The sequence below is a fragment of the Nostoc sp. genome, from assembly GCF_036919615.1.
Taxonomy (GTDB): domain Bacteria; phylum Cyanobacteriota; class Cyanobacteriia; order Cyanobacteriales; family Nostocaceae; genus Nostoc.
Genome location: NZ_JBALCN010000038.1, coordinates 1 through 13,110 on the forward strand (window position 1 = coordinate 1; position 13,110 = coordinate 13,110).

Consider the following 13,110-nt stretch of genomic DNA (forward strand, 5'->3'; position numbering starts at 1 on the left):
CCAACTTACATTTGAGCAGGTAATTTCTGTCTCTTCTTATAACTTTATCCTGGAAGCTCTATTCTATGCAGCTTCACATTGAATTGGTATTAGCTGGTAATTTCTTTTTCGGAAATCACCTAATTAGTCAATCGACAAATGTACAAAGCGGGAGATGGGACTCGAACCCACGACGTTCACCTTGGGAAAGTGACATTCTACCACTGAATTACACCCGCAAATTGCTGCCATAAACTTAGAGCTAAAATGAAGCATACCACTATTTACAGCTGTTTTCAATTGGCTAGAACATAGACTGTTTTAGCAACTGTTGATGCATGAGTCCTGTGGCTGTTCAGATTGGGAAATCTTTTTAGCTAGCTGATCACGGCACTTACTACCATATTTAACTATAGAACAATGTCCTCACCTTGCTCAGTGAAGCGAACCTCTTTAATATTCCATTGGGCATTACTCTTTAGGGTTTTACGGAGACTGCCAAATAGAGCAAACTGTTCACAACTAGAAAGAGAAGTTATTTGTCGCTTTGACTCAGGAGATATTCGCAAATCAACTGTAGCAATGCCATTTTTGATCTTGACGCGATACCCAGACAAGCTAAAGTCGCTTGTATCTCGTTTTTCTAAGATTTTACCCACTACATTTTTCACTGGTTCCTCGGCTGGTACTGAAACCTTTTCTGGAATTAGTTTTTGACATTGAGTATCACTTGTGTATAGTGTAACCTTGGTAGTTTTGCTAGTGGCGGCTTTAGAAGTTGGTGAGGAAGGCGTATTTTCCTTAGGAGATTCTTGATTGGGAGATTTTTCTCTCAACTGAGCTACGCTAGGAGTTTGGCTGGGAGTCTGAGACGATGCGCTATTCGTCGGTGTTGTAGTAGGAGATAGCGAAACGCTGTTAATATTACTAGCGGTGGGGTTAGAACTACAACTGCTGAGGCTAACAATCATTGTCACAAAAATAAGGGGTAAAAAATATCTCTTGGTTGTGTTCATAATTTTGCTCATAAGTGATGTTGCTGCTATTAACTTCCGTGCTGCTGGTATCAATTCCGCATAAATTTGTGAATCTTGAGCCAGTCCATAAAGTGTCAACCTGGAATCTGTTAAAGTCGAAGGTTACTACTATGTACCGAAATTACAACCCACATTCCGCGCTTCATCTCGTAGTACGCTGGTATTGCAGTGGGGCTAATTATAGTTGAGTAGCGATCGCTAAAAACCGAGAAAATATAAGTGTTAATACTTAATTAAATAATTATTTTTTGTAAAATTTATTGAAGCATTAAAATATGATATTTTGAAGTGCAGAATGTGGATTATAAAATTTATAGTATCTTGCATAAAACTAAAAAACTAGATTGATTGATATTTGAGGGTTCGATAAACAACATTCTCAAACTTAGGAACTCTAACTAAACAAATGATTGCAATATTTTTAGAAGATTCAAAGCAATGATTATCGTCATGAAATTAGGGACGCCATCAGTAGAAATTGAGCGTGTTATTGAAGAAATTCGTCGTCATGAAATCACGCCAGAAATATGCCAATTGTATACATTAATGTATAGGCGGTAACATCTGCCAACTCAATAACGCCTTTATCTTTTGGAAATACTTCTGGGCATTGATATTGTTGGGCGATCGCTTGCATAATCTCCTCAATAAAAGGTTCTGCTTCGTTTGAATTAAGCATAATCACAACAGATGAAAATCGCACTTCAACTTTCCCAACTTACCAAGTGTTATGGTTCTCACCAAGCTGTGAATAATCTCAGCTTGCAGATTGCAGAAGGTTCATTTTATGCTCTTTTAGGTCCCAACGGTGCAGGAAAAACTACTACTCTACGAATGATTGCAGGGTTATTACAACCAGATAACGGAGATATTATGATCTTAGGACATAGTATCCGGCGATCGCCTCAAAAAGCAAAGCAACTTTTAGCATATTTACCTGAAGAGCCTCTACTGTACAACAAGCTACGTCCGATAGAGTATTTAGAGTTTATCGCCGGACTTTGGGGAATTCCTCCTTCTAAAGCTCAATCTTCTGCCGAAGAACTTCTCAAACAATTAAACTTGTGGGACAACAGAGGAGATTTTAGTGAAACTTTTTCGCGAGGGATGAAGCAAAAACTTGCTTTAGCAGGGGCATTAATTCATCAGCCGAGAATTATTATCTTAGATGAACCGCTAACAGGATTAGATGCAGCCGCAGCCCGCTTAGTCAAAAATATGCTCGCTGAGTATGTAAACCAAGGTGGTGTGGTAATTTTAACTACTCACATTATGGAAATTGCCGAGCGGATGGCGCAGCGAATTGGGATTATTAATCATGGGTACTTAGTTGCTGAAGGTACTTTAGATGAACTTAGAACTCAAAGTGGTGAAGTCGGCGGTAGTTTGGAGAGGGTCTTTTTAGAATTAACTCAAGATAATAATGTTGAAGGTGCAAGATGAAAGTCGGGACATTACCTTGGCTTTTGGGCTACGAATTAAGTCTGTGGTGGCGTGAAATTACTGTTAGACCTTTAGTAATATTTTTTTTCAGTATTTTTGCACTTTTGGGTAGTGTTTATTTAACTTGGTTATGGGTTACGTTTGGTAATATTCGAGGTGCGATATCATTTAATACCATACCAGATTCTGCTATTTGGATAGCGGTAGTAGTTTGGTTATTTGGATTTTACTATAGCTTTATCCAAGCGATGAGAAGTAGCTTGATGGGGTTATTTGAACGCGGGGATTTAGATTTACTCGTGTCATCACCAATTTCGAGTCAAGTGATTTTTGCGAGTCAAGTGTTAAGAATTGCCCTGAAAACTTTTTTCAGTGGTTGTTTATTTGTAATTCCTGTAAGTTTAATCGCTTTATTACTTGGTATTCCTCAACTTTTAGGGCTTTACCCAGCTTTGATTGGTCTTAGCTTAAGTGCTACAAGTTTAGCAATGTTATTTGTTTTAGCACTAGTTCGTGTGATAGGTGCAAAACGGACGCGAATTTTTGCTCAAGTTCTGACAGCTTTATTTATCATCACTATATATTTAATTTCTCAATTACCTAATCTCCTGAAAAAAACAGATGGAAACACAGGATCAATTTGGTTTAAGTTAGAACATTGGTTAGCAGAAGGAAACTTTTTGAGTGCTGATAGTTGGGTTTGGTTTCCTGCAAGGGCTATTTTCTTTGATCCGGTGTCAGTAGTGTTAGTGTTGTTAATTAGTATCAGTTTGACATGGTTAACAGTGGAAGTTTTACATCGTTATTTTATTGCAGGTACACAGCAGGAAATTACAAGTGAACACCGTCAACTGCGCCCTACCCAAATAACTCGCCTTGTTGGTGGTTTTAATCGTGTTGCTTTACTTAAAGAATGGCGGATTATGCGGCGCAATCCTTATTTAATTTCACGCCTATTTCTGCAAATATTTATCCTCACATTCTCATCTTTGAGTATATTACGACAACATAACAATGGTGCTATTTTAGGGATAAGTTTAGTGTTGGCAGAAACTTTGACATCAAGTTTAATCCGAATTTGCATTTCTGGGGAAGAAGCACCAGATTTGCTCAAATCTTCACCAGTCAATAGTTCAAAGCTGCATCAATTGAAGTTGTTAGCGGCATTAATTCCTATCTGGTTATTGATATCACCACTGTTTATTGTTTTGATAGTCAACGGTAAACCGTGGTTTATACCAATGGTGGTTTTTTTCGCTGGTACTACTTGTGCAGCAACTCTCAGTCTGTGGAATTCTCGCCCTGTAAAGTTTACAGAATTGTTTCGACGACGGCAAAATAGTAAACTCGATGTATTGTTAAGTTTACTCGAAATTATTTCCTTGTTTTCTTGGGGATGGTTAGGATTTAGCTTGCAACAAGGTCATTTGCACACCGTTTTGACTTTATTGGCTGTGATTGGTTTAGTTGTGGCATTAGCCTATGGGCGTAGTCGTCAGTTAGGGAGTGTCAGCCCCTTTGGGTAAGTCAAAAGTCAAAAGTCAAAAGTCAAAAGTCAAAAGTCAAACATTTTGAACCCCATCAGGACTTACGCAAAATCATGAAAAAACGACCCGCATTCGCGCAGCGTCTGTCTGCGACACGCTGCGCGAACGTAGAGAAGGACGCAAATTTTCTTTCTGGTGATCAATTAAGCCAGATAATAGCAGCAAGATAAATTGCGCCGAGAAAGTTCTTTCACCATTAAAAACAAATTACTAGTTTTCACTACTTTTTTGTTTGGTCAACTGCTGCACTAATAATTGCACTCCCAAAGCCAACAAACCAATTGCCACTATACCAAATATTCCGCTTCCTAAAGCAACTACACCAACAACCAGAGTCCGAACGGCAGAAGAAATCTTAATTACCAATGGATTAATTGAATGGATAGGTTTAGTAGCGAAATTTGTGGCGATCGCAATCATCAGTAAATACACTGCATATCCCATTCCTCCAGAAATCACCGCCCCAGTTAAACAGCGTAACGGAGTCGCTGCTGCCTGTATTTTAGTATCCGTTTGTGGTGTTAAATTTTGGTCACTCATACCATTTTAGATTTTAGATTTTGGATTGGGCTATTAGGAATAATTCTTGGCTATTCCCGGTGCTTCATTAACGAAAAAGAATTATTTAAACAGACGATGCCACTTTAATACCATGTGTGATTGTCCGAGTTACCAACAATTCTAAGTCCTCATCAAGAATTGCTTCTCTCACTTGCAGCAAAACTAGTTCTGCCTGCTGTTGAGATTCAAAAAGAGCAAATACTGTTGGCCCAGAACCAGACATCATTGTTCCTAAAACGCCTTCCTTATTTGCAAACACTTCTCGCAGTTGCAAGACTTGGGGATAGGCTGGCAATACCACGCGCTCTAAATCATTGTGCAGTTTTTGGGCAATTTCTCCCGGATCTTTATCCAGGACAGCTTTTACTATTACTCCTGAATGAACTGCATTAGCACGCGCTACCAAGTTGTCGCTATCTCTAATATCAGAATTACCAAACTGCTGTCGATAGGTTTTGTATGCCCAAGCCGTAGAAACTTCCAGACTGCGGTATTTCCCCAATAATACATATATATTATTTAAACTCGGCAGGGGAGAAAGTTGCTCACCCCTACCTGTGGCGATCGCAGTTCCACCCGCTACACAAAATGGTACATCTGAACCAAGCTTACCTCCTAACTCCTCTAATTCTGACTGAGTTAATTGCAATTTCCACAGTAAATCTATCCCCACCAACACAGCTGCTGCATTCGTCGAACCTCCAGCCAACCCAGCAGCAACAGGAATCTGCTTGTTGATGGTAATCTCCACACCCCCATATTTTGCAAAGGCTTCGGGAAATTGCCTCGCCATTAATTCTGCTGCCCGGTATGCCAGATTACTTCTATCTGTCGGTACTTGTGGGTGGTTGCAGTGAACACGGATGCTATCAGTGCTAATGGAACGCAGATCAATTTTGTCTGCAAGTCCGATACTTTGAAGTATCATGGCTAACTCGTGATAGCCATCGGGGCGATTGCCAATGATTTCCAGATATAAGTTAATTTTGGCAGGGGCAATTAGGCTGTAAGAATGCATTTTGAAAGTTAGAAGTTAGGGGTTATGGATTGCTAGTTGTGAATGGGTGAATTTTGGGTTTTGAATCAAAGCAATCATCTAGATGTTCACTTTTAACTTCTCACTCCTCACTTTTAACTCCTAACTCATTTGCTAGGATTACCCATTGCTGAACGCTGAGGTCTTCGGCTCTGGCTTGGGGATTTATTTCTAATTGTTCCAGTAAGTCGGTCAGGCGATCGCGTTCCATAACAGATTGCAAATTATTTCGTAACATTTTGCGTTTGGCACCAAACCCTAACTTTAAGAAGTTCTCTAACCGTCTTGGGTCAAGTGCTGGTATTTCGATTTTTCGGGGGCGCAATCGCACTACTGCTGAATCAACTTTTGGCGGTGGATGGAATGCGGCTGCTGGAACGGTGCAAATTAACTCGCACTCAGCTAAATACTGTACCCGCACACTCAACGCCCCAAAGGCTCTTGATCCTGGTTTAGCATACAACCTTTCTGCTACTTCTTTTTGTACTAGTAACACTATTGAGTCAAATGGTTCCGGGTTAGGGTTGGCGATTGTACCCAGTAGTTTCTCGATGATTGGCCCTGTAATATTGTAAGGAATATTTGCTACTACTTTATTTGGCTTTTGGAAATTGGCAAAGGCTAGCAGATGAGATGGTAAATCCAGCGTGAGAAAATCGCCTTGCAGCAATAAGAAATTTTCAGTTTTACCTAATTGCTTTGCCAATAGTTCGCATAAGTCGCGGTCTATTTCAACTGCAACCAGAGATTGTACTAGGGGTAGTAAACGACGAGTCAGAATGCCGGTTCCGGGCCCAATTTCCAGGATGCGTTCGCATTCTGTACACTCTGCTGCTTGAATAATTGCGTCGAGCGCCTTTTCACTTTTGAGCCAATGTTGAGCAAAGACCTTGCGCGGTCGGATCATCTGTATTTATTGCCTAGTCTAGTTTTTAGCTTTTGAAAGAAAATTCATTTGGTAGAATCACTGGGCGGTATTACCCACCACACCTCTCTATATTTAATTCGCTACGAATCAATGAAATACTGTAGTAAGCTTAGACTTTCGTCTGAGTTTTTGTTTGAGGTTTCGATACCAGAGGGGACATCGTATATACCAGCGCATAGACAGTAGAATAATCTTGCATTGGAAATGTCACCATAGAAAATAGTTACTTGCGGTTTATCAACGGGGTATTTTTAACTGCTCAATTATCTGCCTTCTGCACTTTTACCAGACCAGCACTGGTTTTTGCAACACAACCGTATTGTCAACCCCATCTGCACAATATAGGTTGTTTAACCAGATATGTTATTAAGACTTGTCCTAGCAACTTATCGAGGTAGAATATGGCTCAGATATTACGCCCTTCCCAGAAAGGTTTGAGGAAAAGCCTTTTTACATCCATTGATATTGCCTTGAGCTTATTGTTATTGATCCCGACAACAGCCTTAGCTGATTGGAACAACAATAGTTCTAATGATCCCCCACCTCAGACTACGGGAACTTCAGGTGGCTCTAGAGGATGTGAAACTAAGTCCGAGACATCTTTAAGTAGCATTCCAGCCCTGATTTTGCTTGCACCTTCCCAAATTTATGGGCAAACTTTGGCAACCCGTCCTACATTCGCTTGGTTTATCAGCAATTCTGCCTCCTGGCAAATGGAGTTTCGGCTTTATCAGTATGACCCAGCTAGCAAACAATCTAAGTTGGTAAAAGAGATCAAAGACAAAAATTTTAAAAGTTCACCAGGAATTATGATGCTATCTCTGTCCAGTCCAGAATTGTTAGTTGGTGGAAGATATCTTTGGCAAGTCGAATTAGTCTGCGACGCTAATCGCCCGTCAGGCAATCCATTTGCTACAGCGGCGATGAAAGTAGTTCTAAAACCAGATTTGAACAAGCGGCTGTCCCAGACTAATAACGTGCTAAATAAGGCAATCCTATATAATCAAGCTGATTTGTGGTACAACACTTTAGGAATCGCTTTAATCTCAAAGGATGAGCCGAAGCTGAGAGAATTAAAGATATCTCTCCTAGAACAGGTAGCAAATGGATCTGAAACCGGTCTGGAAGAACAAATTAAAGTAGAACTTACAAAAAGCGCAATTCATCAATTGCAGCGCTAGTATAAACGTTTAAATTTCAACCAAAAACACTTAAAAATTTCGGTTCTACCGCTTCCCTTATGCTGTGGTATTAAAATTCAGGTTTTATCGGGAAGCTTCAAAACCTGAAAATCCATTTACTCTGAAGAACACAGTTTATAAGACCAGTTTATTTATTCTTAGAGTCCATAAAAGGAACGATAGAGCCAAAATTTAAAATTGGAGACAATTATTAACGTCTATAGGTTGGGGTAGTTCACAGCCAGTTACCAATCAGGATGAATGGTGCCCAGTATCCAGGGTGACTTTCGAGTTGCTGCTGATGCGTTTGTATCCAGTCTATTTGAGTCACCTGTAAGGCTCTGGCCTTACTTAGTCCACTGTGCCAACTTTGATAAAATTTGGCTATCAGTTGCGCGGTTGCTGCATCATCAACTTTCCATAGAGAACCTATGGCACTTTGAGATCCGGCTTGGATGGCAATACCAGCTAGACCTAGAGTTTCACGATCGCTACCTACTGCTGTTTCACAAGCTGTCAAGGTCAGTAACTCTATGGGATTTTTGCGATCGCGACTATTACTAATTAGTTGATAAAGGTCAGTTATTGTCAATTTTTCATTATAAATCTCAGCTTTCCCAGATTTTTGATGATTTACTTCAACTTTTTTACCAGTTACCAAGAACGTTTCTCTATCATCAATACCAAACTTGCTGTGTGTTGCTAAATGAATTACTGAGTAAGTATTTTTTTCTAACTCTTGTTGCAATCGCTCAGGTGTAAAGTCTTGATCCAGTAAGCCCTTGCTTTTAGGTAAACTCGTTGTAATGGTTTTGAGCTCTAATTTAACTTGACCAAGCGGCTCAAAAAATTTTTCGCCAGCATCAGTTTCAACGGTAGCTGCCTGTGTCAAGCCGAAAGCCAATATTCGTAATTCTTCAGGGTTATAGGGTATTGGCTTGGTTAGAGTCAGGGCTGGGCTAGTAGCGATCGCATACTTTTCAATCAAGAATTGCTTGCCATCAAACAGTGCTGCCATCGGGATATTCCGAAGAATTCCATCTTGAATAAACACTAAAGTTTCGATTTTATCTGTTTCTAAATCTTTGATAAAAGGACGAATTAGCCAGTCATAAACTTGTTCAGCTTTGGCTTTATAACTGTTTTCCAAATCGGAGCGCTTTTCTAGTTTGACTCGTAGGTCATTAATTGCATCTTTGACCTCCTGACTCTTAGCAGGCACCCAAAAAAGTCGTGATTTAAATTTTTGATGATCGTCAGCCAAGGTAAGAATGATCGCCAGGCGCTCTTTCAAGATAATCGAACTCAAGACAGCAGTGTTTTTCCCCACTAATGGGATTGGTTGCTGAATCAGTGCTAAAGCACAATCATTACCTAAATAATTTTGTAGTTCTGCTAGCCTTAATTCATCTATTGCTAAAAGGACAAATTCCAAATTCTGTTGAATATCAGATTCTTCAACAAGATGCTCAGTTTGCTCTAGGCGTAACTCAAGCAACTCGCGGTAAACTGGTTCAACATTGTCTCGAAAGTCAAACTGAAAATCTCGCTGTTCTAAGGTAAGGTCGCTGCGGATACTTTTGAGGCTGTGAATAGATTCTTCATAAAAATTAATCGCTTCTTTCACCCGATCTGTAGCTTTAGATAGGCGTGCTGCCTGCCAAGCCCACAAGTAAAGGCTCTCGTTTGCGACAGTGCCAATAAGCGCTTGTTGAGTCAAATTTATCGCTTGTTGATAATCTTGGAGACATTCATAAACGTGTCCTAACCTGCCTTTAGCAAAAGATTCTGCCTCTGGTTCCTGTATTTTTTGAGTGATTGCCACAGCTTTGTTGAGTAGTTCAACAGACTTGGGTAACAATTCTGACTCTAAGCATTGAGTGGCTGGATCAGTAGTGACCGACTTCACCTTCTGGCTAATGAGTTGTAGAAGATTAGCGACCTGAATTGCTGCATAGGCTTTATCGTGAGAATCGGGCACCTGTTCTAAGACGACGATCGCTTGCTGTAATGTATTGTTAACTATGGCTTTATCCTGACGATGTTGGCCGTAGTAAAGCCTAACTAGACCTAGTAGCGATCGCAGTTCGTTTACTCTGTTGTTTTGGCTACGAGCTAGATTCAGACTTTGTTCAAAATATTGTGTAGCTTGGTTATCATCATTAACCGTGTCTTGCTGGAATTTTTGGACTGCTTTTTGATCCTCTACCTCGTTAGCGAATTCTGCCCGATGCTGATTGCGCTGTGCAAGATTAGCGTAGGTATTCGCTAAACCATTTAAGGTAGAGGCTAGATAAGTTTGATTATTAATCCGCTTGGCTATTTCATAGCTATGTTCAAAATCTTGAATAGCTTGCTCATACTCACCTTGGAGACGATGAGCATTTCCCAGACTACCCCAAGCAGCTACTTCGCCAGGAGAATCTGACTGGCGGCGGGCAATTTCTAGGGCACTATCCTGAGTACATGGCAGATTGATTTGATTTTGACCGCACAAAATGGCAACTGCGCGTCGATGCTGTCCCAGGTTACTGTAGAGTTGAGCCTGTTCTGTAAGCATCCGTCCCACTTTTATCGGCTGGTTTGTTTGACGATAGTAGGCGATAACTAGCTTCAATTCGGCGATCGCTTCCGGTATTTGACCTACTTGTTGGTATGCTCTGGCAAGGTATGTCCGGACATTTATTTCCTCAGCAGAATGACTACTACGCTGTTGATTGGAAAAGAGGTATGCTTGCCAAGACTTGATTGCTCCTTGAATATCGCCAGCTTGATATAACTCAAGTCCTTGCTGTACTGGCTGTGTTAAAGCCGACGATTTAGCTGTTGCTATCTCTGCGATTCCCTTATGCCCAATTGTTAGAGAAGGATGCGCTAACCACAAACATAAGGTTAGCATTGTCAGGAAGAGAACTGCCCAAATGCGACGAACACGGTGTGGTAAGCGTTGCATAATGGCACAAACGAATACTTTAACAACTAAATTTCTTATTTAATCAGCGATCGCTTTAGGCAATGCACAGCCTCGGTGTTGCGATCGCATAACTAAATACAGTATTTCATAAATCTGTTAGAAATTACGCACTGTACAAATAAACAGTAGTATGCATCAGCGCTACTTGTAGGGTTAAGAAGTTTGCCTCACCGAATTTACGATGTTCAAATTTTGAATAATGTAGGACTTACGCAAAAAACCTCTCAAACTCTTATTCCTCCGTGTCGCGCCAGTTGCTTCTCCTATCGGAGACGCTGCGCGAACAAGTCTCTTAACCCGCCCAACGCACTGGCTTCTCTGTGTCTGGAGTGGTTCGTTCTTCCATGACCCGTGCGTAAGTCCTGTAATGGAAAGAAAATCAAGTTCTTTTCTCCCCCTGCAACGCCAGCTCAAGAACAGCCTGCCTTCACACGTCATTTTTAGGTTGGTCGAGTACTAATAGGGCTTAAGCAAGCGATCGCAACACATATTAGTTTAGTATTCAAGGTGTTGGATTCGCTTTTGGTGAAGTTTTAGCAATTTTAGTGAGAAGCGATCGCTGAAAACAGTATTTTTCTAAAATAAAAATTATTGCAATTAACAAGAAAAGTTTCATGACTGAATACGATTACATTGTGATTGGTGCAGGCTCGGCGGGCTGTGTTCTTGCCAATCGCCTCACAGAAGATGGTAAAACAACTGTATTATTGCTGGAAGCAGGCAATCCGGCTAACTTACCAGAGCATCAAGTTCCTCTAGACTGGATAAAACTGTGGGGAACTGAAGTAGACTGGGCATATTTTACGGAAGAAGAACCGTACCTAAATAACCGCAAAATCTCTTGTCCGCGCGGGAAAGTATTAGGTGGCAGCAGTTCGATCAACGCCATGATTTATATTCGAGGCAGTCGGCATGATTATGACCACTGGCAGGAGTTAGGAAATCCGGGTTGGAGTTACCAAGATGTGTTGCCATACTTCAAGAAATCTGAAAACCAGCAGCGAATCAGATCAGAATTTCACAGTGTCGATGGATTATTGAGTGTCACAGATCCCATTGCTCCTAGCGTCACATCACAACAATTTGTGGAAGCAGCCGTTGCACTAGGCTATGAGCGCAATCCTGATTTTAATGGCGCACAACAGTCAGGTGCAGGACTTTATCAGTTGACAGTCAAAGATGGTAAGCGACAAAGTACAGCAACTGCATTTCTATTGCCAATTCTTGAACGCTCCAATTTAACAGTCACTACTAGTGCATTAGTCACTCGGTTACTGTTTGAGGGAACACGTACTATTGGAGTGGAGTATCTGCACCAGGGAACAATACACCAAACCTTTGTGAATCAGGAAGTGATTCTAAGTGCTGGCACGTTCGATTCACCCAAATTGCTGATGCTCTCTGGGATTGGCAATGCAGAACATTTGAAATCGCTAGACATTCCCGTAGTTGTTGATTTGCCTGGTGTTGGTCAAAATCTCCAAGATCACCCTGACGTCGGCGTTGCATACCAAGCCACTCAGGATTTACAACCTGCCTCAACCAGTAATATCGCCGAAGCTGGATTGTTCTTACATACTGAAGGTCGTTTAGATGTTGCACCAGATTTGCAGTTTTTCTCTGGCCCGATCTTGTGGGCACATCCTACCTATGCCCGCCAAGGCCCAGGATTCGGAGCTGTAGCTTGTCTGATTAATCCTCAAAGCCGTGGTAGTCTCACCCTGCGTTCTGCTTCTCCCAAAGACCCACCGATAATTCAGATGAACTATCTTCAGAGTGAATCCGATTTGCAAAAGCTGCTTGCAGGAATCAAAATTCTTCGACAGATATTCCACTCAGATGTATTTGATGAGTTCCGAGGTGAGGAAGCTGCTCCCGGTGCTGAAAATAAGAGTGATGAAGCATTCCTAGCTTACATTCGGGAAACCTGCGACAGTGTATATCACCCTGTCGGCACTTGCAAAATGGGAACAGACTCTGATTCAGTAGTAGATCCCGAACTGCGGGTACATGGTGTTGAAGGGTTGCGTGTCGTGGATGCTTCAATTATGCCAACTATCACCACGGGAAACACCAACGCACCCACAATTATGATTGGCGAAAAGGCAGCTGATTTGATTAAAGCCGCAGGTCGTGTTTCACAACAAGCGCTTTTAATAACTACGTAGATATAAAGGAAAATCCCTAAAATCATCTTGCATTTATGCAATTACTCACTGAAGTAAGCAAATGTGTTGCCAAACTCAAGCAAATCCTCCCTGATTTCTCAAAAATTGACTATTGAACCGATGAGAGTGATCGCGATGATCGCTCTCATTGGGGAAAATAATTAATCTTGGTAATAATTAGTGCCTTCTTGCAGTTTAAGTAGAATGTATCAACCTGCAATGCCAATGTATCGACTTACAATGCCAATGTATCGAC

General features: G+C 41.1%; 10 protein-coding genes and 1 tRNA gene. 4 read left to right on the forward strand and 7 right to left on the reverse strand.

Features of this window, described 5'->3' with window-relative positions; all coding sequences use genetic code 11:
- Positions 1-146 precede the first annotated feature (146 nt).
- The 3 genes from V7K48_RS11505 to V7K48_RS11515 all read right to left on the reverse strand — a co-directional run bounded on the left by V7K48_RS11505 (position 147) and on the right by V7K48_RS11515 (position 1,695).
- Positions 147-218: transfer RNA gene (locus V7K48_RS11505), tRNA-Gly, on the reverse strand.
- A gap of 171 nt (positions 219-389) precedes the next feature.
- Complete coding sequence (locus V7K48_RS11510; RefSeq protein WP_335072632.1) at positions 390-1,007, reverse strand: sporulation/spore germination protein; 618 nt, start codon at positions 1,005-1,007, stop codon at positions 390-392.
- Between the two features lie 523 nt (positions 1,008-1,530).
- Positions 1,531-1,695 carry a hypothetical protein gene (locus tag V7K48_RS11515; RefSeq protein WP_335072475.1) on the reverse strand — a complete coding sequence of 55 codons (165 nt, stop codon included), beginning with the start codon at positions 1,693-1,695 and terminating at the stop codon, positions 1,531-1,533.
- An 11-nt stretch (positions 1,696-1,706) separates the two neighbouring features.
- Here V7K48_RS11515 and V7K48_RS11520 point away from each other — a divergent pair, with 11 nt between their 5' ends.
- Both V7K48_RS11520 and V7K48_RS11525 read left to right on the forward strand, forming a co-directional pair.
- On the forward strand, positions 1,707-2,459 hold the full coding sequence (locus tag V7K48_RS11520) for an ABC transporter ATP-binding protein (protein WP_335072476.1): 753 nt from the start codon (positions 1,707-1,709) through the stop codon (positions 2,457-2,459).
- Positions 2,456-3,985 carry a hypothetical protein gene (locus V7K48_RS11525; RefSeq protein WP_335072477.1) on the forward strand — a complete coding sequence of 510 codons (1,530 nt, stop codon included), beginning with the start codon at positions 2,456-2,458 and terminating at the stop codon, positions 3,983-3,985. Before V7K48_RS11520 ends, V7K48_RS11525 begins: the two co-directional genes overlap by 4 nt.
- 231 nt (positions 3,986-4,216) lie before the next feature.
- Here V7K48_RS11525 and V7K48_RS11530 read toward each other — a convergent pair whose 3' ends face one another.
- From V7K48_RS11530 to rsmA, 3 genes are all read right to left on the reverse strand, one after another.
- Positions 4,217-4,546, reverse strand: coding sequence for a DUF3082 domain-containing protein (locus tag V7K48_RS11530; RefSeq protein ID WP_335072479.1), 330 nt, complete (start codon positions 4,544-4,546; stop codon positions 4,217-4,219).
- Between the two features lie 85 nt (positions 4,547-4,631).
- Complete coding sequence (gene ispE, locus V7K48_RS11535; protein WP_335072481.1) at positions 4,632-5,585, reverse strand: 4-(cytidine 5'-diphospho)-2-C-methyl-D-erythritol kinase; 954 nt, start codon at positions 5,583-5,585, stop codon at positions 4,632-4,634.
- A 100-nt stretch (positions 5,586-5,685) separates the two neighbouring features.
- On the reverse strand, positions 5,686-6,510 hold the full coding sequence (rsmA, locus tag V7K48_RS11540) for a 16S rRNA (adenine(1518)-N(6)/adenine(1519)-N(6))-dimethyltransferase RsmA (protein WP_335072483.1): 825 nt from the start codon (positions 6,508-6,510) through the stop codon (positions 5,686-5,688).
- Positions 6,511-6,932: 422 nt separating this feature from the next.
- Here rsmA and V7K48_RS11545 point away from each other — a divergent pair, with 422 nt between their 5' ends.
- Entirely contained in the window at positions 6,933-7,712 is a 780-nt protein-coding gene (locus V7K48_RS11545) for a DUF928 domain-containing protein (protein WP_335072485.1), read from the forward strand.
- A 235-nt stretch (positions 7,713-7,947) separates the two neighbouring features.
- Here V7K48_RS11545 and V7K48_RS11550 read toward each other — a convergent pair whose 3' ends face one another.
- Positions 7,948-10,665 (reverse strand): CHAT domain-containing protein, encoded by a 2,718-nt coding sequence (locus V7K48_RS11550; protein WP_335072487.1) that lies wholly within the window; start codon positions 10,663-10,665, stop codon positions 7,948-7,950.
- A gap of 635 nt (positions 10,666-11,300) precedes the next feature.
- Here V7K48_RS11550 and V7K48_RS11555 point away from each other — a divergent pair.
- On the forward strand, positions 11,301-12,854 hold the full coding sequence (locus V7K48_RS11555) for a GMC family oxidoreductase (RefSeq protein WP_335072489.1): 1,554 nt from the start codon (positions 11,301-11,303) through the stop codon (positions 12,852-12,854).
- The last annotated feature ends 256 nt before the right edge of the window (positions 12,855-13,110 follow it).